Origin of the sequence: Leucobacter luti (genome assembly GCF_004217175.1) — a bacterium.
In the GTDB taxonomy this organism is placed as follows: domain Bacteria; phylum Actinomycetota; class Actinomycetes; order Actinomycetales; family Microbacteriaceae; genus Leucobacter; species Leucobacter luti.
The window spans coordinates 604,545-627,422 of record NZ_SHKI01000002.1 but is presented as its reverse complement, the minus strand read 5'-3'; the positions used below and the strand labels follow the sequence as shown (position 1 = coordinate 627,422).

Here is a 22,878-nt window from a genome sequence, read left to right as displayed (position 1 = left end):
CGCAGTGCGAGGACACAGAGGAGTGCCAGCAATGACGACGATGCCCAGCGCCGACACCACGCCCGCGGACCCGAACGAGTGGCGCAGTTACGACGAGTTCGCCGCGGGAATCGACACGTTCAGGCTTCCTGACGCCTCGCTCGCGGGCGTGACGATCGCGCTCACGCTCGACGACGACACCCGCCTCGCCCTCGCGTTCGACGCGGACACCGTCCGCTGGAGCGCAACGGGCGCGATCGTCACGGCGGGCGAGCTCACCGACCCCTACGACGCGGTGCGCGTGCGCGATGACGTGGTCTTTGTGCACCTCCCGCTCGATTCGCGCGAGCTCGAAGCGCTCACGATCGTGTATTCGGAGACGACGCACCGCGCGCTCGTGACCCGCTCACTCATCGGCCCCGAGGACGCGGGCACCGAGCCGCGCGTGGGCCAGACGTTCTGGGCTGGGATCACCGACGGCGGCAGCCCGACCGGCGCCGTCCCCGCCCCCTCGCGCGACCTCATCGGTAAGCGCAACCTGTACCGCTACAGCCCGTTCCACCTCTACGAGCACGTCTACATGTCGAGCGAGCGCTACGCCTGGCAGTGCGTGCAGGGCGTGCAGCGTGGCCACGGCGACACTGACCTCTCGACGGTCTGGAAGTTCGCCGACGGCCTGTACCTGTTCTGCTTCCGCGAGTTCCGGATCGCGGTCGCCAGCGTCTGGCTGCACGATCTTGGCTACCAGCTGCGCACCACCGGCGCGTTCCTGGGCATCGCCGGGGACGGCGCTGCTGAGCACTCGCGCGCCGGCGGCCACATCTACCCCATCGGTTCCGTCACGTACCCGGACGTCCAGCCGGTGTAGGGCGCGGTGCACCCGCCTCGCCTCCTCACACTTCACGCCCCATCCCGCTTCACCATCCTTTTCTCACCCTTTCGAAAGGACCACCCATGAAACTCCGCATTGCACGCGCCGCGGCGCTCACCGCGGCGGCAGCCCTCGTCCTCAGCGGTTGCGCCGGCGGCGCAGACGCTGGCGGCGATTCCGCCCCCATCAAGCTCGGCTCTGTGAACACGATCAGCGGCGCGGCGACGTTCCCCGAGGCGTCCCAGGCGGCCGCCGCGGTGTTCGACAAGGTCAACGCCGACGGCGGCATCAACGGCCGTCAGATCGAGTACAAGGCGATGGACGACAAGGCCGATCCGGCAACCGCGACCGCCTCGGCCCGCGAGCTGGTCGGCAGTGACGAGGTGATCGGCCTCGTGGGCGGCGCTTCACTGCTCGACTGCGAGATCAACGCAAAGTACTACGAGCAGGAGGGCGTGCGCTCGATCCAGGGCATTGGCGTGGACCCGGGCTGCTTCAACTCGCCGAACGTCGCCCCCGTGAACATCGGCCCGTTCAACGACACCACGCTCACGATGCTGTACGGCTCGGAGGAGCTGGGGCTCGAGAGCCTGTGCGTGTTCACGAGCGTGATCGGCTCGACCGGCCCGGCGTACGCGGCCGCGGTTGAGCGCTGGAGCACCATCACAGGGAAGGAACCGACGCTCATCGACGACACGGTCCCCTACGGCGGCTCTGACTACACGCCGTACGTGGTGAAGGCGAAGGAGGCCGGCTGCGATGCGATCGTGAGCAACGCGGTCGAGCCCGACGCGATCGGCCAGATCAAGGCCGCAAACCAGCAGGGCTGGGACGACGTGACCTTCCTCTTCCTCACCTCCACCTACAGCGAGAGCTTCGCCGCCGCGGTTGACAACGCCGGAGCCGGCGTCAACGTTCCGGCCGAGTTCTACCCCTTTACCGAGGACAACGAGATCAACGCCGACTGGAAGTCGCTGATGGAGGAGAACGACATCACGCTCACCTCGTTCAGTCAGGGCGGCTACCTGGCCGCGACGTTCATGGTCGAGGTACTGCAGTCGATCGAGGGCGACATCACCCGCGACAGCCTCAACGAGGCCCTGTCGAGCATGTCCCCCATCGACAACGACATGATCGCCTTCCCCTACGAGTTCGACAAGATCGCGGCCCAGGACTTCGAGCCGGGCGGCTGGCCCGTCGTGCTCAAGTCGGGCACCGGAGCCTGGGAGAAGTCGGCCGACGATTGGCTGACCATCCCCGCCAGCTAGCCTGCGCGTCGCGCCCGTCCGGGCAGGAGCAACCGTCTCCTGTCCGGGCGGGCGCGACGATTCCGTCACCGTTGCTCGACCCGAAGGACCCCATGCACACTCATCACACTTTCCCGCACGGGCGGGAGACTCGCCCGTGAACGGCGGCGCGCTCCTCCAGGGTGCCCTCTCCGGCCTCGCCGCCGGCGGTGTCTACGCGGTCTTCGCGGTCACCCTCACCCTCATGTCACGGCTCGTGCGCGTGGTCAACTTCGCGCAGGCGGCCACCGGCATGTTCGCCGCGTTCATCTCCGTCTGGTTCGCCAGTTCGCTGGGGCTCCCCGTGTGGCTCGCCACCGTGGCCGGCGTGCTCGTCGGATCCCTGCTCAGCGCACTCATCGGGTGGATCGCGGCGACCTGGCTCTCGGAGGCGGATCTGTCGACCCGCTCCGCGATGACTGTCGCCCCGTTCCTCCTCCTCATGTCGCTGTCATACATCCTGTTCGGCAACAAGCCGAAGCCGTTCACGCCGATCCTCAACGGCCCGGCGTTCTCCGTCGCCGGCGTCGTCGTGAGCTGGGTCACGGTCGCAACCGTGAGCCTCGCGGTCATCGTCGCGTTCGCTGCTGCGGTACTGCTGCGCAAGACAACGGTCGGCACCAAGCTCCGCGCGCTGTCCGACCGGCCGACGACGGCCGAGCTCATCGGTATCGCCTCCAAGCCGCTGTCGATCGGCGTGTGGGCGGTCACCGGCGCAATCGGCGCAATCACCGTGCTCATCATCGCGCCAACCCAGTCGAACGACGCGGTCAGCCTCTCGATGCTCATCATCCCCGCAGCCGCCGCGGCGCTGCTCGGCGGCTTCAAGCGACTCGATCTCGCCGTGGTGGGCGGCCTGCTGCTCGGGCTGATCAACGGCGTCGTGGCCCAGGTGGAGCAGCTCGCGCTCGTGCGCGATTTCATCCCGTTCCTGTTCATCGTGATCCTGCTGCTCTGGTCGCAGCGGAAGGAGGTGTGGGATGCTGCTCGCTAACCGAAAGGCGCGTGCCCTCGCGCCCGTCGTCGTCGCCGTACTCGCCCTCGCCATCGGCTGGGCGCTCAGCGTCGGGCTCTCCGGCTACGTCGTCTACCTCGCCGTCAGCATGGTCACCGCGACCATCGCGGTGCTCGGTCTCGGCGTGGTCACCGGCTCCGCCGGCATCATCGCCCTCTGTCAGCTCACCTTCGCCGCGATCGGCGCGTGGGTGGTCGCCTGGCTCAACGTGAACGACGCGCCGGGCGGATTCGCCGTGTGGCTCGTCGCGGGCGCCCTCGTGGCGGGCATCGCCGGTGTGCTGATCGGTCTGCCCGCCCTGCGCCTGCGCGGCGTCAATCTCGCCGTCGTCACGCTCGGCTTCGCCGCCGCGTTCGACGTCATGCTGGTGCAGACCCAGTTCCCGGGCCAGGCCGACGGGGTCTCGGTCGCGCGCCCGGGCCTGTTTTCAAGCGATCGCGAGTACTTCTTCTTCTGCATGATCGTGCTCGTGGTGTGCGCGCTCGGCGTGTACGCGCTGCAGCGCAGCCGCGTGGGGAGCAGCTGGAAGGCCGTCGCGTTCTCGGAGCGCGGCACCGCCGCGGTGGGCCAGAGCGTGCGGCTCGCAAAGCTCTCGGCGTTCGCGGTCAGCGCGGCGCTCGGCGGGGTCTCCGGCGGACTCCTCGCCGGCCAGGTGGGGATCCCCTACGCGTCGAGCTTTACCCCCATCCAATCGCTCGCGATCTACATCCTCGCGGTGATGAGCGGCGCCTACCTCATCGATATGGCGATCTTCGGCGGCATCCTCTGGGTGCTCGTGCCCGAGCTGCTGAAGCGGTGGGGGATCCCGCAGGACTGGGGCTTCGTCGTCTTTGGCCTGCTCGGTATCCAGGCGCTCACGAGCGGCTCAAACCTCGGCGAGGCGATCCGCGGCGTGTTCAGATCGCGAGTGAAACGGCGCAGGGCGGCCGTGGTGGCCGCGACTGCCGCGGCAACCGAGGATGCGACGACCACCGCGCTCGACGCATTCGCGGTTCCCGAGGCGGCGCTCCCCGTGCCCGCGGACGCCGGCCCCGTGCTCGAAGTCCGCGGCCTCGGGGTCCAGTTCGGCACGCTGAAGGCGCTCGACGACGTGACGCTCCAGGTGCGCCCCCGCTCGATCATGGGGCTGATCGGCCCCAACGGCGCCGGGAAGTCAACGTTCGTCGACGCCGTGAGCGGCTTCCTGCCGCAGCACACCGGCTCGGTGCTGCTCGACGGCGAAGACATCACGGCGCTTACGCCGACCGCGCGGGCCCGCCGCGGACTGCGCCGCACCTTCCAACAGGATCGTGTGCCGCCGCAGCTCACCGTCGAGGCGTACGTGCGCTTCGTCGCGCGTCGCCGCCTCGATCACGACGAGCTCGCGGAGGCACTCGCGTTCCTCGGCTGCCCACCGCCCGAGGAGCACCTGTCGAACGTCGACGTGGGGACGCGGCGCCTCATCGAGGTTGCCGCGGCCGTGCTCTCGGGGCCGAAGGTGCTGATCCTCGACGAGCCGGCCGCCGGGCTGTCGCACGAGGAGCACCTGCAGTTCGGGCAGCGCCTCACGCGGATCCCGTCGCGATTCGACACCGCGATCGTGATCATCGAGCACGACCTCGACCTCGTGCGCACCGTGTGCACCGAGATCACCGTGCTCGACTTCGGTCGGGTGCTCGCACAGGGTGCTCAGCAGGACGTGCTCGACAACCCCGCCGTGATCGCGGCGTACATGGGAGATGCGGAGATTGGCTCATGAGTGAACTGCAACTGACCGGCGTGACGGTGAGTCGCGGCGCGGGCCCGGTGATCTCAGACGTGACGCTCACCGTGCGTGCCGGCGAGATCCTCGCGCTTGTGGGACCAAACGGTGCCGGGAAAACGAGTCTGCTCGAGTCGGTGTCTGGCGTGATCCAGCACTCCGGCGGTGACATCGCCGTCGACGGCGAGTCGATCGGCAAGCGCACGCGCGTGCAGCGCTCCCGGCTCGGGATCGCGCACATCGAGCAGGGGCGGGCAATCTTCCCCTCGCTCACGGTGCGGGAAAACCTCATGCTCACTGCCGGGTCCGAGGCAGCGATGCACGAGGTGCTCGCGTCATTTCCCGAGCTCGAAAAACGGATCGACGCGCAGTCGGTCCTGCTCTCGGGCGGCGAGCAGCAGATGGTGGTGCTCGCGCGGGCGTTCGCGTCAAGGCCGCGGTTCCTGCTCATCGATGAGATGTCGCTCGGCCTCGCCCCCGTCGTGTTCATGCGGCTGCTCCCGATTATTCAGGACATCGCCGCGTCGGGCGTGGGCGTGCTGCTCGTGGAGCAGTTCACCCACCTCGCGCTCGGGATCGCGGACGACGCGATGGTCGTCGCGAGCGGGCGGGTGAGCCGCGCGCAAGGGCCCGCGCGGACGCTCGAGGACGATCCGGAGCTGCTGCGCCGGGCGTACCTCGGCGGCTAGCTGCCCCGCCGCTCCCGCCCGTGGGGCGGGGTGCAGACCGGCCGGTCTGCACCCCGCCCCACGGGCGTGTAGCAGAGTTCGCTGGGGTTATACCCCAGGTCAGAAGCAATTTTCTGGGGTACAATTGAGCCATAGGCTCAGGCCGAAACCCGGCGGGCCTGTGAAAGGGAACTCCCATGGCCGAGAACACACACCCCCAGTTGCACGACGCCGTCGCGATCATCACCGGCGGCGCTGGCGGACAGGGCGCCGCCGAAGCACGCCTCTTTCTTGAGCGCGGTGCCGCCGCCGTCGTGATCACTGATTTCAATGCCGAGGCTGGCGAGCACCTCGCCGCGGAGCTCGGGGAGCGCGCGAGCTTCGTCACGCACGACGTGTCGAGTCCCGACGACTGGGCCCGGGTCGTGGAACACACGCTGAGTGCGCACGGGCGCATCGACACGCTCGTCAATAACGCCGGAATCCTTCGGATGCTGCCGCTCTCCGAGGAGACCGTCGAGGGCCTCGACAAGATCCTCAGCGTCAACGTCCGCGGCGTCTTCCTCGGCATGCAGGCCGTCGCACCCGCGATGCGCGAGCGCGGCTCCGGGGCGATCATCAACGTCTCGTCGCTCGCCGGGATCCAGGGGCAGGCGAACGCGACCGCCTACTCGGCGAGCAAGTTCGCGGTGCGCGGGCTCACGCGCTCGGCGGCACTCGAACTCGGACCGTTCGGCGTGCGCGTCAACTCGGTGCACCCCGGCACGATCCTCACGCCGATGATCGGCGACCTCGGTGCCGCAGCAGACCACTTCCCGTTCGCTGCCCTGGGCCGCGCGGGCAGAGCCGAGGAGGTCGCCACGCTCGTGGCGTTCCTCGCGTCGAACGACGCGAGCTACATCACGGGCGGCGAGTACATGGTCGACGGCGGATCCGCCGCGGGCGACCCGGTGCAGCTGAGCGCGGCGCTCAGCCTCGGCATCCGCACACCGGACGCCGAGGCGTAACCCGGGACGCCGGGGCTGAGTGGCCGGGCGGGCGTCCGCCCGGCCTACATGCCGGCGTGCTCGAACGCGAGCGTCGGCAGGTCGACGATGTGCGCGCCGCCGTCGGCGACGAGCACGGACCCGGTCATGTACGACGAGTCGCGCGAGCCGAGGAAGCGCACGATCGAGGCGATCTCAGCGGGCTCCGCGGCGCGCCCAAGCGGGACGTCGCGGGTCACCGCGGCGTATCCAGCCTCGCGATCACCAATCTCGGGGGCGTGCGCCGCGAACTCGTCCATCTCAGCGTCGGCCATCGGCGTGCGCACCCACCCGGGACAGACCGCGTTCACGCGCACCCCGCGCCGACTGTAGTCGCGCGCAAGGCTGCGCGTCAGCCCGATGAGCGCGTGCTTCCCCACCGTGTACCCGGCGACCGAGGGGCCGGCGAAGAGGCCGGCGAGCGACGACACGAGCACGATCTCGCTGCCCCCGGACTCGCCGGCGCGCGCCAGCAGTGCCGGAAGCGCCTCGCGGGCCATCACGAAGCCGGTCGACAGGTTCGCCGTGATCGCGCTCGCCCAGTCCTCGTCGCTCGTCTCCCCGACCGGCGCAAAGCCGTGCCCGCCGGCGTTGAGGATCAGCACGTCGATGCCGCCGAAGTCCGCAACGATCCGCGCGACCGCGGCGCGCGCCGACGCCCCGTCGGCGGCGTCTGCGACCACCGTGGTTGCGCCCGTGCGCGCGGCGACCGCTTCGAGCGGCTCAGCGCGCCGCCCCACCACCACCACGGTGGCGCCATCCGCCGCATACCGCTCAGCGACCGCCGCACCGATCCCGGTGCCGCCGCCGGTGATCACGACGACCCGTCCCTGAACTCCGCTGTCCTTGTCCATGCTGTGTGGTCCTTTCACGAGTGATTCGCGCCGCGCCGCTTCGCGCTGGCACCCCCATCATCCTCGGGAACGCGGCGCTCAGCGCGGATCGGGCCCGCTGGGTCAACACCGGAGCGCGCACGGTCAACGTGCGTGGAGACTCGCTTGGGATACTGAGAGTGGAGAGTTCCGAAGCCGCACTCTCGCTCACGCGAGGCGCAGAAATCGAGGATGATGTCATGACGATCACGGACCCCGGCCACCGGCCGGACGCCACCCACACGCACGGCGCGCGCGTCACGACACCCGGCACCCCCGAGCACCCGCTCGACCCGCTCACCGGCGAGGAGATCGCCGCCGCCCGGCTGATCCTTGCCGAGGCCGGCCACCTCACCGCCGACACGCGCGTGCCGCGCATGCTGCCACTCGACCCGCCGAAGCCGGCGCTCGCCGCCTGGCGCGCGGGCGACCCGCTCGACCGCAGGATCAGGGTGACGCTGCTGGACCGCGTGACGGGAGTGGCGCGCGAGGCACACGTGTCGGTCTCACGCGGGGAGATCGATTCGCTGCGCGAGCTGCCGACCGCGACCGAGCCGTACGGTCAGCCCCAATACCTGTTCGAGGAGTACGACGACGCGGCGGCGATCGTGAAGGCCTCGCCCGAGTGGCAGGCGGCCATGCGCCGGCGCGGGCTCGCCGACCACATGGAGCTCGCGTTCTGCTCGCCGCTCGCGCCCGGCTTTTTCGGTCGCGAGGAGGAGATTGGCCGCCGCCTGATCCGCTCGCACACCTATCTACGCTTCAGCGAGCAGGACAGCCCGTGGGCACACCCGGTCGAGGGCCTGGTGGTGCACGTCGACCTCACCGCGCGCCGCGTGATCCGAATCGATGACGAGGGCGACGTGCCCGTTCCTGAACAGCACGGCAACTACGGCCTCGCCGCGCAGGGGCCAGCGCGGACCAGCCTGAAACCGATCGTAATCACGCAACCGGAGGGGCCGTCGTTCTCCGTCGACGGCAGCCTCGTCCAGTGGGAGAACTGGAAATTCCGCGTCGGTTTCACGCAACAGGAGGGGCTGGTGCTCAACCAGATCAGCTTCCGCGACGGCGACGAGGACCGCAGTGTGGCGCATCGCGCGAGCGTGCCCGAAATGGTGGTGCCCTACGGCGACACCTCCGTGAGCCGGTACTGGATCAGCTACTTCGACGCCGGCGAGTATCTGCTCGGCAAGAACGCGAACTCGCTCGCGCTCGGTTGCGACTGCCTCGGCGTGATCCACTACTTCGACGCGTTCGTGCCAGACGACCACGGCAACCCCGTGAAGATCCCGCAGGCGATCTGCATGCACGAGGAGGACTACGGGATTCTCTGGAAGCACACCGACCTCGACGGCCACGCTGAGACCCGCCGCAGCCGCCGCCTCGTGGTGAGTTACTTCTCAACGATCGGCAACTACGACTACGGCTTCTTCTGGTACTTCTACCTCGACGGTTCGATCCAGGTCGAGGCGAAGGCCACTGGAATCGTGTTCGCCGGAGCCGGAATCCCGGGCTCCACGAACCCGCACGCCCCCGAGATCGCGCCCGGCATCTTCACGCCCGTGCACCAGCACCTGTTCTGCGCGCGCATCGATGCCGCGATCGACGGCGAGGACAACACCCTCCACGAGATCGAGGCGGTGGGCATCCCGATCGGCCCAGAGAACCCGTACGGCAACGCGTTCACCTGGTCGGAGACGCAGCTGACGAGCGAGCTGGGGGCTCAGCGGGTCGCGAACGGGCTGACCGGCCGGGTGTGGGAGGTGCGATCGGCACACCGCACCAACTACGTGGGCAAGCCCACCGCGTACTGGCTCGTCCCCGAGGGGAAGGCGTTGCTCGCCGCGCAGCCGGAGTCGACCGTGCACGGTCGGGCAGCGTTCGCCACCAAGCACCTCTGGGGTACGCAGTACGATCCGGAGCAGCTGTACCCGGCAGGTTTTACCCCGAACGCGCAGGCGCCGGGGCAGGGACTCCCCGAGTGGACGCGCGCCGACCGCAGCCTCGACGGCGAGGACATCGTGCTGTGGCACGTGTTCGGCCCCACCCACATTCCCCGCACCGAGGACTGGCCGATCATGCCGGTCGACTACTCGGGGTTCTGGTTCAAACCGCACGGCTTCCTCGATCAGAATCCGGCGATGAACCTGCCGGAAGACGCGCGCGGCGGCGCGCACGGCGGCGGTGCGTGCTGCACCGGCGGCGGCTGCGGGTGCTGCGCCGGCGAGACCTGCCGCTGCGGCAACGATGCGTGCGGTTGCGGCAAGCCGCGCCCCTAGCCGGAGTTTCACCATGCCACGGCCCGGACCGACCTCGGCCCGGGCCACCACTCTCACCGATTGGAGTCACCGATGACCCACCCCGCACCCGAGCTGATTCTCACGGGCGGCCGCATCTACACCGTCGACCCGGCACAACCGTGGGCCGAGGCACTCGCCGTCTCGGGCGGCCGCATCGTCGCGGTCGGCGCCGCCGCGGAGATCGCGGCGCTCGCGACACCCGACACCGAGGTGCGTGAGCTCGACGGCGCGTTCGTCATGCCCGGCCTCGTCGACGTGCACAACCACCACGCGATCGCCGGCCAGGAGGAGCTCTTCGAACTGCGAATTCCGCTCGGCGCGCACCTCGACGCCATCGCCGCCGCCGTGCGCGACCACGCAGCCACGCTCCCCGCCGACGCCTGGATCGTCGGCGGACCGTGGGCGAGCGATCGCCTCGGCGAGATCAACTCCGCCGCCGCGCTGGCGCAGCTCGACGAGGCTGCCGGCGGCCGCCCGGTGATGCTCTCCGATGACTCGCACCACAACCGGTGGGTGAACACCCGCGCCCTCGAGATCGCCGGGGTCGCCGCCGGGCAGCCGGGCGTGGTACTCGACGCCGACGGCCGCCCCACCGGGGTGCTCCTCGAAGCCGCTGGCATCCCCGTGGCGCAGGCCCAGCGCGAGGTGGGTGGGCTCTCCCCCGCCCAGGATCGCGCGGCCTCCAAGCGCGGGGTCTCGATCCTCAGCTCCTTCGGTGTGACCGCGTTCCAGGACGCCGGAGTGTCCACGCCGACGCTCGAGGCGCTGCGGGCGCTCGACGCCGACGGCGAGCTCGACGCGTGGGTGGTGACGTCGATGCTCGTCAACGACGAGATCTTCGGCAACTCAGTGATCGGCGACGAGCTCGTTTTCGACGGCGAGCGCTTCCGCACCGAGCACCATCGCCCAGACTTCGTGAAGATCTTTCTCGACGGCGTGCCGCCCACCCGGACCGGAGCGTTCATCGAACCGTACCTCCCGGACGACGTGCACGGGGATCACTTCCACGGCGCCACGCTGCTCGACCCGGCGGAGCTCACCGAGTGGCTGCGTCGCGTCGCGGAACGGGGCCTCTCCGCGAAGATCCACTGCACGGGCGATGCGTCGGTGCACGCTGTACTCAACGCCGTCGAGGTGATCCGCGGGGAGGGCTTCACCGAGACCCGCTATCAGGTGGCGCACGGCCAGTTCGTACACCCGGACGATGTGCCGCGCTTCGCCGCGCTCGGGGTTGCTGCGGATATCTCCCCGTTCATCTGGGTGCCCGGCCCGATCGTCGAGGCGATCCGCGAGGTGCTCCCCCGCGAGCGCGCCGACCAGATGCAGCCGAACCGCTCGCTGCTCGACGCCGGTGCGATCGTCGCCGGCGGCTCCGACTGGCCCGTCTCCCCGTCCCCGAACGCGTGGGAGGGCATCCACGGCCTCGTCACTCGCGCGGACCCGAGCGGCGCCTACCCCGGCACGCTGTGGCCCGAGCAGGCGATCAGTCTCGCGGAGGCGATCGCGGCGTTCACAATCGGCGGGGCCGAAGCGATGGGCCTCGCCGATGTCACCGGCTCGCTCACCGTGGGGAAGTCCGCTGACTTTGTGCGCCTCACCCGCGACCCGTTCGCGCACCCGGAGACCGAGCTGGTGCAGACCGCGGTCGCCGAGACCTGGTTCGCCGGCCGCCGCGTCTACGCGGCAGAAACGGAGTAGCGATCGTGCATACTCTCCTCGTGCTCTACCCAGAGCCCACCGACCGTGCCGCGTTCGCGGAGTATTACGAACGTGTCCACCTGCCGCTCTGCGCGAAGCTGCCCGGCGTGCAAGATATCAGCTACGCGCTCGGCATCACTGAGCCGGGCGCCGGCCCCTATTACGCGATGTTCCGGGCCACGTTCGCGGACGGCGCCGCGCTCGCCGCGGCCATGGCGTCGCCCGAGGGCCGGGCGGTCGAGGCCGACGTGCCAAACTACGCGAGCGGCGGCGCGACGGTGCTCACGTTCCCGACCACCAGCGTCCCGGTCCCCGGGTAACCGGTTCGAGCGCGCGGTGGGGTGCACGGGAGCCGAGACCCGTGCACCCCACCGCGCGCTCGCTCGGGAGCTAGCTCTCCGGCTGAATCTGACGCAGCGCCGGGAACATCATTCCGGTGACGGGTTCAACCGTCACGCCCGGGACGCTCACATAGATGTTGTCCGACTGATACCAGACCACGTGCCAGGCGTCCTCGGTCACCAACTCGTTGAGCGTGCGGATCTCCGCGTCCTGCTCGACCCCGGGTGCCGCAGCCAGGGCAGCATCGACCTGCGCCTGCAGCTTCGGGAACTCGGCGATGTCGGGTGACGGCATGTACCACTGCGGCACGGTGAGCTGGCGCGCGATCGTGGCCGCCGGGTTCGAGTCAACGGCAAGCACCGCGATGAACATTGGGTAGTTGGGCGCGTTCGATTGGTAGTCGGCGTACTGGAACTCATCCCAGCTCACCGTGATGCCGAGGTCACCAAATACCTGCTCCACGGCGGGCTGCCAGGGCTGGAACGGGGGCGCCATCGGAAGGGTCACGGCGAATCCGTCGCCATAGCCAGCCTCTGCGAGGAGCGCTTTCGCGCGATCGATGTCGTGCGCGTACCGGTCATCGAGCTTCGGATCGTTGCCCGGGAACCCCGCTGCAAACAATTGGTTTGTGGCCGTTCCCTGCCCTTCCCCGACGCTGTCGAGCAGGGCCTGACCATCGAACGCGTAGTTGAGGGCCTGCCGCACGCGCACATCACCGAGCGGCTCCAGTACCGAGCCGGTGTGATCATTGATGCGCAGGCCCACCCAGGACGCGGTCTGCGCGGCGACGTTCCACCCGTTGTCTTCGGCCATGGCAATGGTGGTCGCGTCGCCGTAGCTCACGTCGATCTGGCCAGCCTCGAGGGCGTTGTTGCGCGCGGTCGGATCCTGCATCGGGAGCACGCTCACTCTCCCGAAGGGAAACTGCGCACCCGCCCAGTGATCCGCGACCTTCTCGAAGCGGTACTCGGAGCCCGGCACGGTGTCTGCGCTGAGCAGGTACGGTCCGGAACCTACGGGCGCTTCTGCCAGAGTCCCTGCGGCGATCGCCTCGGGTGCCGCCATGTAGCTTCGCCCCAGCCCCATGAAGTACAGGAGCCGATCGTCTCGCGCCGTCAAGTGGATCTCGATCGTATCTTCGTCGACCGCGGTGACACGATCAACGTTGAGGTAGGCCTCGCGCGAAATGGTGCCCGCGCGGAGATATTCGAGGTTGGCGACCGCGGCCTCAGCATCGAACGCCGCGCCGTCGGAGAACGTGGCATCGCTGCGCAGGTTCATGGTCAGCAGGGTGAAATCGTCGGAGTACTCCCAGTCCGTCGCGAGCGCGGGCTGCGGCTCCCCGGTCCCGTCAATTGCGACGAGTGGATCGTAGACCGCGGAGAGGTACGGGGCGTTGAACCCGATGTCCGCGATCGCCGGGTCCCAGGACGTGAGATCGATGAAGTTGCCGATCCGCAGTTCGGTCGGCGCGGCGTCGCCGCCCGAGGTCGGGGCCGGCGCGCCCCCGGCGCACGCAGTCAGGAGCAGCGCCGCCGTGGCGAGCCCCGTGACCGCGAGGGTCTGTCGTTTCATGAGTGTTCCTTTCACTGTGGGTGGTGTGGGTGAGTGTGGGTGGTGTTCATGGTGCGACGTTTCAGAGCGGGGCGGAGCAGGGCTGCACTGCCGCGCTCAGTCCGCAACCGCGAGAACCGCCTCGTCGATACGCCTGATCACGGTGCGGTCGAAGTGCGATGTCGCACCGGGGACGTAGCGCACCCGGCGCAGCACGCCGCGACTGAACTTGAAGATGCCGTGGCGCTCGTGCAGTTCCCAGTCGACGGGGCCGCCGTAGTCGTAGCCCACGCTGATCCCGGTAAACGGCGCCATCCCGAGCAGCATTGGCACCTCCGACAGCTCGGCAACCGGCTCACCGTCGACGTGCAGGGTCACTCGCCACCGCAACCCGTCGAGCTCCGTGCAGCTCAAGACGATCTCGCGGACCCCGGCCGCGAGCCGAACACCGCGCACCCGGTGCATGTCGCCGTAAGCGTTGTAGGACACCAGCGGAACTCCGCCGTCGAGGGCAAGCAGATACCCGCCCCCCTGGTCGCCGTGCGCCACGATCACTCCCGAGGTTGCGGGTCCGACCTCCACCTCCGCGCGCACCTCGAACGAGCGCAATACGGTGAGCTTTGCGGATCTGAACCGCTCGAGCGGCGGCCGAAACGGCGGCAGCGTGACGGGTTCGGAGAGTTCTGCTTCGGTCTCCGGACGCACCGTGAACAGCGAGCCGTCGTCGTTGAGCGGAAATACGGTGTTGCGCCAGGCTTCGGTAAGCCAGGTGCGCGCGAGATCGCCAACGATCTCGGGGTGCTCGCGAGCCACGTCGCGAGTCTCGTTGGGGTCGCGCGCAAGGTCGTACAGCTCCCAGTTGCCCCCGGCCGCCCCCTGTTCGGGCGTGGGCGGCGCCGGCGCGACCGCCTTCCACGGCGCGGACACCAGAGCGCGCGCACCGAACAGCTCGAACATTTGCTTCTCCCGGCCAGGCGCGGCGCGGTCGCCCAGGGCAGGCGCGAAGCTCGCACCGTCGAACTCCTGCGTTGGCGACCCGTGCCGATGCGCGAGCGGCGCAACTCCGGCGAGGTCGAGCAGAGTAGGAGTGAGGTCTGAGACAAAGATGTGCTGCTCCCGGGTACCCGTGAGGGCACCCCGCCGCAGCGACTCCGGCCACGAGACGATGAGCGGTGCGTGCACCCCGCCCTCGTACAGGGAGCCCTTGAACGCGCGAAACGGGGTGTTTGACACCCGCGCCCAGCCCGCCGGGTAGTGTCCGTGTACCCTTGGACCGCCGAGCAACTCGATGTCGCGCGGTACATCCCGCACCCAGCCTGCCGGGAGTGGGAGCCCGGCGACAAACTGTGAGAAGTAACTCCGAGTCCCGGTAGGGCCCCCCTCGGCTGTCCCCCCGTTGTCACTCGCGATCACGATGATGGTGTTGTCGAGCTCGCCGAGTTCACTCAATCGGGCCCGGATCCGACCAACGCTTTCATCTACGCTCGTCACCGCTGCCGCGTACACCTCCATGTGCCGGGCGAACAGCTCCCGCTCGTCATCGCTGAGCTCGTCCCAGCTCTGGATCTGTTCACTGTCGGCGAGCACCCCCCGGGGCAGGCTGGCGTGCGCCGGCACAATGCCGAGGCGCCGCTGGCGCGCAAGTCGCTCTTCCCGGAGCGCGTCCCACCCGGCCGCGTACCGGCCGCGCTGGGCCTCGATGTCTACGGGTTTCGCCTGCACCGGGCCGTGCACCGCCGCGTGCGCAAAATACAGGAAGAACGGCTTCGACGCCGCGTTCGCGCGCACCTCGTCAATCATTGCGAGCGCCTCGTCGGTGAGGTCGTCGGTGAGGAAGTAGTTTTCTGGGAAGCTCTCTCGGTCAATCACCGAATTGTCACGGACGAGCCGGTGCGGATGATGCAGCGAGGTAAAGCCGTCCATGCACCCGTAATACCGGTCGAAGCCGCGCTGCAGGGGCCACGAGGAGCGATCCGCTGCGTCGTGCATGCGCGATTCGACGGTGAGGTGCCACTTCCCCACCATGAGGGTCGCGTAGCCGCCGGCGCGCAGGGACTCAGCGAGGGTGGCGGCGTCTTCGGGAAGCTCGCAGGTGAACCCGGGATACCCCGGATCGACGTGAGCAACCGTGCCGAAGCCGGCACGGTGCGGGTTCATCCCGGTGAGGAGCGCGGCGCGAGCGGGCGAACATACCGGAGCAGTGCGGTAGTTCGTGAAGGTCCACCCGTCGGCCGCTGTCGCGTCGACGTGGGGCGTGTGAATCTCACTGCCGAACGGGCCGAGGTCGCTAAACCCCAGATCGTCGACGAGCACGACGACAATGTTTGGGGCGCCGTCGCGGGCCCGTGGCCGCGGCGGATACCAGGGCGTGGACTCGGACGCGAACTCGGAGACGCGCCCCTGAAAGCCCTCGTACCCGCGTGATTCTGAGCGCTGCATTGCATCCCCACATCTTTTAGAGAACAGCTGGTCACTAAACAGTAGCGATCGGCCGCACCTCAAATGTCACGGATATATAACTTTCTACAGCCGGAGAATAACGTAGGCTGGAAGACGACCATCCGGTCACCACACTCGCCACCGAGCGCACTGAGAGCCGCAGATGCCCCGAATAGTCGACCACGACGCCCGCCGCGACGAGATCGCCGGCGCTGCGTGGCAGGTGATCGCGCGCGACGGATTCGATCAGCTCACCATGCGCAACATCGCCGCCGAAGCCGGGTACGCCCACAGCGCGTTCGCGCGTTACTTCCCAGACAAGGAAAGCCTGCTCACAGCCGCATTCCTGCGGACGCGATCCCAGGCTGACAGCGGGATCGCGGCGTCAACCGCTGGGAAGCGCGGAATCGCCGCGCTGCGCAGCATGTGCGTCACGGTACTGCCGCTCGGTGAAGCCGGAACGCAGCACGCCCGGGTCGCCCTCGCGTTCTGGAACCACGCGGCACAGAACCGAGCGTTCTGGATCACGCAGCGCGCTCACGCCGAACAGTGGCGCGCGCGGATCCTCCAGTTCCTCACCGAGGCTGAGCTCGATGGCGAGCTCGCACCCGGGGTCGAGCCGATCACCGCTTCCGACGAGATTGCCGCGGCGAACATGGGCTGGCAAACGATCAAGCTCCTCATGCCGGAGTTCGCAACCGACGCGCGCATGATCGCAGCCCTCGATTCGCTCCTCGGCAGCATCGTGGAACCGGGCCACCCGCTGCACGACACGACTCCCACCTATTGAGCGCCGCGGGCCTCGCGACGTAGGTTATTCCCATGCCGCAGTGCGCGCGGCCGCACACACAAGGGGGACCCGTGTCTGAATACGCTGAGCATGCAGAGCCGTCCGCGTGGCGACGATTTTGGAACGCCGGCGGCTGGTGGCGGTCACTGCTGCTCGTAGTCGCGTACTACGCGCTGTACCAGCTCGGCGGGATCCTCGTTCTCCCGCTCGCAACCGGGGTCACCGATCCGGGCCTGCAGGTTCTGATCCTCACGGGCCTCCCGATCCTGCTTGGCGGCGTGATTCTCGTCGCGTTCGCGCTCTCGATTGGCTGGCTGCGCGAGCTCTTCGGCCGCCAGCCAATCCGCGGGCGTGGCTGGATGTGGATTGCCGTGGCGGCGGTGCTGCTGTTCAACGCGCTGCGCTTCGCGACAATCGACTACACCGCAGCGGGCGCCGGGGTCGTGGTGGCCTGGCTCGTCACGGGCCTCTTCATCGGCTTCGCCGAGGAGGTGCTGACGCGCGGCTTCGTGGTCACCCTCATGCGCCGGGCGGGCTACCGGGAAATCGCCGTGGCGCTCGTCTCCGCGGCCGTGTTCGCTGCACTGCACTCGGGCAACATCCTGGATGGGCAGGGCCTGCTCACCACGGCTGTGCAGGTGTTCTACACCTTCGCGTTAGGCATCTGCATGTACCTCGCGCTGCGCGTCACCGGCAACCTCGTCTGGCCAATTCTCCTGCACGCGACCACAGACCCGTCAATCTTCCTGCAGACGAGCGACCCCGCAGCTGGAGCACTCACGGCATTCGCGGGACTCGGCAATTTTGCGGTGATCGCGGTGGGCCTCGTGCTGCTCTGCTTCATTCGCGGCCGGGTGCAGCCGGTGCCAGATTTCTCGGGCACCGGCGCGTTCAGGGGGTAGCTGCCCCACCCCCGGCCCGGGCGGCCAGCCCCGACCAGCCCCGGCCGCTAGCGCTCCCCCGCGAGCACGAAGCGGGAGCCGAGACTCCGTCGCGATTGGCTAATCGAAGTCGACTCGCAGGGGCCACGCGAGCTCGAATCCATCGCTGCCAGTGGGGAGGAGACGGGCGCCGGCGGCGAGCGCCGCGTCCCCAATCCGCTTCGCGTGCGGACCAGCCCCGAGGATGCGCACGTCGGCACCAGAAACGCCCCACAGGAACTCCTCCGCGACGCCAACTCGCGGAGGTTGGCGGCTCCCCCTGTCGAGCCCCGGTTTGCCGAGCTCGCTCGCACACATCGCCGGACGCCCCGTGCGGTCGAGTCGGAGCGAGAGCTCTACCAGTTCACCAGCTTCCAGGGGATCGAGCAGATGAGCGATGACACGGGCGCCGGCATCGTGCGCGACGAGCGCGATCGGCCACGGTCCATGCTCGCCAGAGAACGGCTCCCCTGGCACGTGCAGGTGTGTGCTTGCTAGGATCGTGCCCCGCGGGGCGACGGTGACCCAGGCAAGCTTGCCCGCAAGAGCGCCCGGTACCAGTTCGCGCGGCGGATACCACGCCCGACCCGTCTCATCGACTTGCAGTGCGAAGTCACCCGTGATCGCGTACAGGGTGGCATCGACCCAAGCGGATCCCCGCGCCAGTTTCACGGTGTCCCCAGGACGACCGCGCCCGACACGATCCCACGGTCGAAGTTCACCATCCCGAAGCCGGATACTGCCCCGACACGCGCTCCGTTCACCGCGTTGCCCAGCGGGGCACCGGTGAGCTGCCGCAGCGTTTCAGTAATCCCGAGGAAACCACCGGCAAATCCGGCTTGCCCGCTCGAGAGCTGCCCCCCGGAAGTGTTGTGAGGAAAGCTGCCGTCGACGGTGAAACTCTGCGCGCGGATAAACTGCGCGATGCCTCCCTCGTGCGCAAAGCCGAGATCTCGAAGCTGCATGGCGACCATGACCGGGTAGTCGTCGTAGCTCTGCACCAGATCGACGTCGTCCGGCTGCACCCCCGCCCGCGCCCACAGCCCCGCCGCGTGCCGCGCCCACCCACCCCGAGTCGCCACGGGGTCGTTCCGAAAGTCGTTGTAGCTTTCAAACGAAGCGAGCACCCGCACGGGTCGCAGCCCGAGACTCTCAGCCCGCGTCTCGCTCATCACGAGGAATGCTTCCGCTCCCGCGCAGGGCATGACGCAGTCCAGCAGGCGCAGCGGATCTGCGATCGGCCGTGACGTCAGGTATTCATCGAGCGTGTACGGGGTACGGAGCAGCGCGAGCGGATTTGCAGCGGCGTTCAGCCGTGAGGCCACGCAGAGTTTCCCCAGGTCCTCGGCGGTGACCCCGGTGTCGCGCATGAACACCTGAGTGATGAGCGCGAACACACCGTTCGGCCCGCCGGCGCCGTAGGGCGAGACTGCATCTCGCGTAAAGCCTGAGAACTCCGAGGTGAGACGGTTCAGCTGCCCCGGGCGATTGGTGTCGGCGCCGACGCACGCCACGATCTCCGCGTCTCCAGCGTCTACTGCAGTCACCGCGCGACGCAGCGCCACGATCCCAGCGGCGCCGCCCACGGTCACCTCAGTGAGCCAGTCGAGTTCAATACCGAGGTGATCCACAATGCCCGCGGCTGAGTCGGGGCCCATGGTCAGCGAGGCGAGCGCAAGCCCATCAATATCCGGGACTCCGATACCGGCCGCCTCGCACAGCGAATGAATCGCAGCACCGATAAAGTACGGGGCCCCTCGCTGCGAATAGCGCACATAGGGCACGGTCACCGGCGCGACCACCACCGCCCGCTCCCTCACGAGCCGTCCCTCCGAAGCTCGTACCCTGCGGCCTCACGATCCCACGTATCTGGACTCACCCCTTGTTCGCGGAGGACGAACTTGCGTACCTTTCCGTTCTCCGTGAGTGGGAGCTCGTCAACGAAGTCAACGAACCTCGGCACCGCGAAGTATGCAAGTCGCGTACGAACGTGGTCAAGCAGAGCGGCGGGGGTGAGTGTGTCGCCCTCACCACGCACGACCGCGATCATCACCTCGTCCTCCGCAAGCTCGGACGGCACTGGGAACGCCGCGACCGCCTCAACTTCCTGGTGGGTCAGCACGGCGGCCTCGACCTCGTGCGATGAAATGTTCTCACCCCGGCGCCGGATCACGTCCTTCAGCCGATCCACGAAGCTGAAGAACCCATCCGCGTCACGCACCACCCGATCGCCGGTGTGTAGCCAGAGGTTTCGCCACGACTCAACCGTCGCGTCGTGGCGTCCACGGTAACCGAGCGCGAACGCGAACGGCTCGCGTGAACGAAGCACAAGCTCACCGGGAGTACCGTCGGGCACTTCCGCATCGTTCGGATCCACCACGCGCGCTTCAAACCCCCGCTGCACGGTGCCCATCCGGCCTGGGCGACGCTCGCTCACGCGAGAGCCAATCACGAAGTTCGATTCGGTTGATGCGAAGCCGTCGACGATCCGAGCCCCGAAGCGCTGTTCAAACTCGCGCAGTTGCACTTCTGGGACGCCGGGGGCGAGCACCCGCCGTAGCGGTGACTCGCGGTCTTCCGGACGCGGCGGCACTGTGAGCAGTATCGGTACCATGGCGCCGAGCAGGTAGGTCACGGTGGCCCCGGCGCGTTCTATCGCGTCGACAAACCCCGAGGCTGAGAATCGTCGCTCGTACACGACGCTCGCACCCACCCGCGCCGCCTGGAACAGTGCGCTCAGAGCGTTTGTATGGAAGAGCGGGAGCGTCGTGAAGAGCACGTCTGTTGGCCCGAGTTCGAGCAGGGACGCGTTGTGGTACGCCCACCAGTAGTACTGCGCGTGCGGACACACCACACCCTTTGACACTCCGGTCGTCCCCGAGGTGTACAGCACCACGAACGGGTCGCCCGGCCGCACCGAGGCCGGCGGGAGCCGGGGCTCGGTCACTGGGCCGTGCGAGATAGGCTCCCAAGCGTCGACGCTGTTCTCGCTACCGCGAGTCACCCGCGCCGCGGGATCGGTGAGGACAACCAGCCTCGGCGTCGCGGAAACTGCAGCGAGCGCATCGCGCACCCGCACGGCAAGCTCTTGCTCGACCACGATGACGTTCGCCGCGGCGCTCTCGAGCATATGGCGGAGCTGCTCGCCCATCGCCGCAGTGTTGAGCGGAACACTCACCGCCCCCGCCCAGGCCGCGCCAAGCACGATCTCGAGAAACTCGACGCGATTGTGGAGGATTAGGACAATCGTGTCACCGCGGCGGACGCCATACTGATGTGTCAGGCGCCACGCGGCGTGCCCGGCGATCTCGCATGCCCGCTGGTAGCTCGCACTCGCGTCGCCGAAGCTGAAGAGCGGTGCCGACCCGTGCGTCTCAGCGGCGCGCTGGAGCATCCACGGCACCGTGCGCTCGGCCGGGACGGGGGCCGCGATGTCGGTCATCACAGCTCCTCCCGCGGCGTCACCGGCGTCGCGTTGGTCACCGACTCCGAGCGAGCCACGGCTGCGGGCTGCTGTGCCGCGGACGAACCGTCACCGCCAACCAAACTGGCTCGCTGTGGCCCGAATGCGGCCGCGCGCATGTCGGAGTACGCAGCGCTCGCACGCTCCGCATCGCCGGCATTGTGGCGTGAGCTGAGCGCGACGAGCAGGGAGGTTCCCAGGGCAACGGGGGCGGCCACGAGTGCCGGGTTCGAAAACCCGAGCAGCGCCGTCTCACCCCACACAATCGGGCTCAGGAGGATCACCGCGATTGACACGCCGAGGCCCACGGACATGCCAGCGACGACGGCCGCGCTGGTCATCCGCTTCCAGTACATCGTAAGCATGAGCGCTGGCAGGTTTGCTGCCGCGGCGATCGACATTCCCAGGCTTGCGAGAAAGGCGACGTTCTGGCGCTCAGCTGCGAATGCGACCGCGACACCCGCGATGGACGTCGCGAGAGTGGCGATTCGAGCTGCCCTGAGCTGTGCTGCAGCCGTCACGTTCCCGCGTCGGAGCACCTGACCGTAGAGGTCGTGAGCGATTGCGCCTGATGTCGCGATGACGAGTCCGGAGAGCGCCGCAAGAATCGTCACGAACGCAACGGCGGCGATGATCGCGAGCAGGGTCTTTCCCCCCACTGCCTCCGCGAGCTGCATCACTGCGAGGTTACCCCCGGGGTTTCTGGCGGTGATCGCGTCGGCCCCGACCAGCAGCGTCGCGGCGTACCCCAGCACCGGAACCATCGCGTAGAACACGAAGAACACCCAGATTGAGGTGTATGCGGAGGAGCGGGCCTGACGCGCATTCGGTACCGTGAGGAATCGGATCATCACGTGCGGAAGCCCAAGGACTCCGAACACGAGGCCGATGGTCATCGAGAGCTGGTCAAAGTTCTGCAGCCCACTGCCTCGGTGCGGCGCAACGAACTGGTCGCCGAGGGTGACCATGACATCGGCAAACGGGCGCAACGGGTTGAAGTCGAACTCGCCGATAACGAACACGAACAGCACGGCGGCGCAGATGAGGAGGATCCCGGTCTTCACGATCTGAATCCAGGTGGTCGCAACCATGCCCCCGAGGAGCGTATAGACCGTTGTGAGACCTCCGATGGCCAATACGGCCGCCCAATACGGGAGACCAAACATCAGCGAGATCAGTAACGCGGCTCCGACGAGTTGCGCTACCAAGTACACGAGACTGATCACCACAGAGGTAGTCGCCATCATTGCGCGAACGTTGCGCGCCGGGTAGCGCGTTGCGAGCACGTCAGCGAGCGTGAATTTGCCGAGGTTTCGCAGCGGCTCAGCGACGAGCAGCAGAGCCAGCACAAACGCGACGGGCACGAAGACGGCGAGGTAGAAGCCGTTGAACCCAGAGAGCGCGATCGCGCCGGTCACTCCGAGAAACGAGGCCGCCGATATGAAGTCGCCCGCGATCGCGAGACCGTTCTGTCTGCCGCTGATCCGACCACCAGCGACCAGGTGATCGGCGGCGGACCTATTCCTTTTTGCGGCAAGGTAGGTAATCAGGAGCGTCGCCGCAACCAGCAGCACGAAGATCGCGATTGTTACGGCGTCCATGTCTCCCCCTCCCGCTCGATGAGTCGCTCGCCAGCGGCGTCAGAGCGCCGAGCTCGACGCATGTAATACTGTGCGACGACCAGGGCGAGAACGAACTGAGCGAACGCATAGACCCACGCCACCGTGATGCCCAACCCAATGTGGGCGTCGAGCGCGGGCGTGAACCCGCCGAGGATCGGAAGCGGGAGGAAGAAACCGAGCACAATCGCGGCAAGGCCAAAGCGCACTCGATGGTTTCGTCGAACGAACTCTTCAAGGTCCGGCGTCGCTGCCGGGCCTATGTCTTTTGGATACGACACGATCAGACTCCTTTC

19 protein-coding genes are annotated in these 22,878 nt (G+C 68.2%); 11 read left to right on the top strand and 8 right to left on the bottom strand.

The genetic code is table 11. The features are described from left to right. Window positions 1-31 precede the first annotated feature (31 nt). The 6 genes from EV139_RS02615 to EV139_RS02590 all read left to right on the top strand — a co-directional run bounded on the left by EV139_RS02615 (window position 32) and on the right by EV139_RS02590 (window position 6,567). Entirely contained in the window at window positions 32-847 is an 816-nt protein-coding gene (locus EV139_RS02615) for a MoaF C-terminal domain-containing protein (RefSeq protein WP_130452737.1), read from the top strand. 86 nt (window positions 848-933) lie between these two features. Beyond that, window positions 934-2,118 carry an ABC transporter substrate-binding protein gene (locus tag EV139_RS02610; RefSeq protein WP_130452736.1) on the top strand — a complete coding sequence of 395 codons (1,185 nt, stop codon included), beginning with the start codon at window positions 934-936 and terminating at the stop codon, window positions 2,116-2,118. 136 nt (window positions 2,119-2,254) lie between these two features. After that, complete coding sequence (locus EV139_RS02605) at window positions 2,255-3,130, top strand: branched-chain amino acid ABC transporter permease (RefSeq protein WP_130452735.1); 876 nt, start codon at window positions 2,255-2,257, stop codon at window positions 3,128-3,130. Further along, window positions 3,117-4,889 (top strand): branched-chain amino acid ABC transporter ATP-binding protein/permease, encoded by a 1,773-nt coding sequence (locus EV139_RS02600; protein ID WP_130452734.1) that lies wholly within the window; start codon window positions 3,117-3,119, stop codon window positions 4,887-4,889. Before EV139_RS02605 ends, EV139_RS02600 begins: the two co-directional genes overlap by 14 nt. Further along, entirely contained in the window at window positions 4,886-5,581 is a 696-nt protein-coding gene (locus EV139_RS02595) for an ABC transporter ATP-binding protein (protein ID WP_130452733.1), read from the top strand. Before EV139_RS02600 ends, EV139_RS02595 begins: the two co-directional genes overlap by 4 nt. Window positions 5,582-5,757: 176 nt before the next feature. Beyond that, a complete protein-coding gene (locus EV139_RS02590; protein WP_130452732.1) occupies window positions 5,758-6,567 on the top strand; it encodes a glucose 1-dehydrogenase in 810 nt (269 codons plus the stop codon). 44 nt (window positions 6,568-6,611) lie between these two features. On the opposite strand, the gene EV139_RS02585 is transcribed toward EV139_RS02590, so the two are convergent. Further along, window positions 6,612-7,439, bottom strand: coding sequence for an SDR family NAD(P)-dependent oxidoreductase (locus EV139_RS02585; protein WP_130452731.1), 828 nt, complete (start codon window positions 7,437-7,439; stop codon window positions 6,612-6,614). A 218-nt stretch (window positions 7,440-7,657) separates the two neighbouring features. On the opposite strand from EV139_RS02585, the gene EV139_RS02580 reads away from it, so the two are divergent. The 3 genes from EV139_RS02580 to EV139_RS02570 all read left to right on the top strand — a co-directional run bounded on the left by EV139_RS02580 (window position 7,658) and on the right by EV139_RS02570 (window position 11,775). Continuing rightward, window positions 7,658-9,736: a primary-amine oxidase gene (locus EV139_RS02580; RefSeq protein ID WP_130452730.1), complete on the top strand. Its 2,079-nt coding sequence runs from the start codon at window positions 7,658-7,660 to the stop codon at window positions 9,734-9,736. Window positions 9,737-9,808: 72 nt separating this feature from the next. Further along, a complete protein-coding gene (locus EV139_RS02575) occupies window positions 9,809-11,455 on the top strand; it encodes an amidohydrolase (RefSeq protein ID WP_130452729.1) in 1,647 nt (548 codons plus the stop codon). Between the two features lie 5 nt (window positions 11,456-11,460). Beyond that, a complete protein-coding gene (locus EV139_RS02570) occupies window positions 11,461-11,775 on the top strand; it encodes an EthD family reductase (protein WP_130452728.1) in 315 nt (104 codons plus the stop codon). Between the two features lie 70 nt (window positions 11,776-11,845). On the opposite strand, the gene EV139_RS02565 is transcribed toward EV139_RS02570, so the two are convergent. Together EV139_RS02565 and EV139_RS02560 are read right to left on the bottom strand one after the other, a co-directional pair. Further along, entirely contained in the window at window positions 11,846-13,372 is a 1,527-nt protein-coding gene (locus EV139_RS02565; RefSeq protein ID WP_130452727.1) for an ABC transporter substrate-binding protein, read from the bottom strand. A gap of 96 nt (window positions 13,373-13,468) precedes the next feature. Then, window positions 13,469-15,790: an arylsulfatase gene (locus tag EV139_RS02560; RefSeq protein WP_130452726.1), complete on the bottom strand. Its 2,322-nt coding sequence runs from the start codon at window positions 15,788-15,790 to the stop codon at window positions 13,469-13,471. A 163-nt stretch (window positions 15,791-15,953) separates the two neighbouring features. Here EV139_RS02560 and EV139_RS02555 point away from each other — a divergent pair, with 163 nt between their 5' ends. Together EV139_RS02555 and EV139_RS02550 are read left to right on the top strand one after the other, a co-directional pair. Further along, window positions 15,954-16,580 carry a TetR/AcrR family transcriptional regulator gene (locus tag EV139_RS02555; protein WP_130452725.1) on the top strand — a complete coding sequence of 209 codons (627 nt, stop codon included), beginning with the start codon at window positions 15,954-15,956 and terminating at the stop codon, window positions 16,578-16,580. 71 nt (window positions 16,581-16,651) lie between these two features. Then, window positions 16,652-17,482, top strand: a complete 831-nt coding sequence (locus EV139_RS02550; protein WP_241988943.1) for a CPBP family intramembrane glutamic endopeptidase — start codon at window positions 16,652-16,654, stop codon at window positions 17,480-17,482. A 99-nt stretch (window positions 17,483-17,581) separates the two neighbouring features. Here EV139_RS02550 and EV139_RS02545 read toward each other — a convergent pair whose 3' ends face one another. The 5 genes from EV139_RS02545 to EV139_RS02525 are packed head-to-tail and all read right to left on the bottom strand — an operon-like array spanning window position 17,582 to window position 22,863. Further along, complete coding sequence (locus EV139_RS02545; protein WP_157992973.1) at window positions 17,582-18,172, bottom strand: Zn-ribbon domain-containing OB-fold protein; 591 nt, start codon at window positions 18,170-18,172, stop codon at window positions 17,582-17,584. Then, entirely contained in the window at window positions 18,169-19,320 is a 1,152-nt protein-coding gene (locus EV139_RS02540; RefSeq protein ID WP_130452722.1) for a thiolase family protein, read from the bottom strand. The genes EV139_RS02545 and EV139_RS02540 overlap by 4 nt, the downstream gene beginning before the upstream one ends. Continuing rightward, window positions 19,317-20,942, bottom strand: a complete 1,626-nt coding sequence (locus tag EV139_RS02535; protein WP_130452721.1) for an AMP-binding protein — start codon at window positions 20,940-20,942, stop codon at window positions 19,317-19,319. The genes EV139_RS02540 and EV139_RS02535 overlap by 4 nt, the downstream gene beginning before the upstream one ends. Next, window positions 20,942-22,564 carry a solute symporter family protein gene (locus EV139_RS02530; RefSeq protein WP_130452720.1) on the bottom strand — a complete coding sequence of 541 codons (1,623 nt, stop codon included), beginning with the start codon at window positions 22,562-22,564 and terminating at the stop codon, window positions 20,942-20,944. Before EV139_RS02530 ends, EV139_RS02535 begins: the two co-directional genes overlap by 1 nt. Continuing rightward, window positions 22,552-22,863, bottom strand: coding sequence for a DUF485 domain-containing protein (locus EV139_RS02525; RefSeq protein WP_198677419.1), 312 nt, complete (start codon window positions 22,861-22,863; stop codon window positions 22,552-22,554). Before EV139_RS02525 ends, EV139_RS02530 begins: the two co-directional genes overlap by 13 nt. Window positions 22,864-22,878: the final 15 nt, after the last annotated feature.

Coding starts and splice junctions, on each gene's coding strand:
- EV139_RS02615 (WP_130452737.1), top strand. CDS start 32: ATGACGACGATGCCCAGCGCCGACACCACGCCCGCGGACCCGAACGAG.
- EV139_RS02610 (WP_130452736.1), top strand. CDS start 934: ATGAAACTCCGCATTGCACGCGCCGCGGCGCTCACCGCGGCGGCAGCC.
- EV139_RS02600 (WP_130452734.1), top strand. CDS start 3,117: ATGCTGCTCGCTAACCGAAAGGCGCGTGCCCTCGCGCCCGTCGTCGTC.
- EV139_RS02595 (WP_130452733.1), top strand. CDS start 4,886: ATGAGTGAACTGCAACTGACCGGCGTGACGGTGAGTCGCGGCGCGGGC.
- EV139_RS02590 (WP_130452732.1), top strand. CDS start 5,758: ATGGCCGAGAACACACACCCCCAGTTGCACGACGCCGTCGCGATCATC.
- EV139_RS02585 (WP_130452731.1), bottom strand. CDS start 7,439: ATGGACAAGGACAGCGGAGTTCAGGGACGGGTCGTCGTGATCACCGGC.
- EV139_RS02580 (WP_130452730.1), top strand. CDS start 7,658: ATGACGATCACGGACCCCGGCCACCGGCCGGACGCCACCCACACGCAC.
- EV139_RS02575 (WP_130452729.1), top strand. CDS start 9,809: ATGACCCACCCCGCACCCGAGCTGATTCTCACGGGCGGCCGCATCTAC.
- EV139_RS02565 (WP_130452727.1), bottom strand. CDS start 13,372: ATGAAACGACAGACCCTCGCGGTCACGGGGCTCGCCACGGCGGCGCTG.
- EV139_RS02560 (WP_130452726.1), bottom strand. CDS start 15,790: ATGCAGCGCTCAGAATCACGCGGGTACGAGGGCTTTCAGGGGCGCGTC.
- EV139_RS02555 (WP_130452725.1), top strand. CDS start 15,954: ATGCCCCGAATAGTCGACCACGACGCCCGCCGCGACGAGATCGCCGGC.
- EV139_RS02535 (WP_130452721.1), bottom strand. CDS start 20,942: ATGACCGACATCGCGGCCCCCGTCCCGGCCGAGCGCACGGTGCCGTGG.
- EV139_RS02530 (WP_130452720.1), bottom strand. CDS start 22,564: ATGGACGCCGTAACAATCGCGATCTTCGTGCTGCTGGTTGCGGCGACG.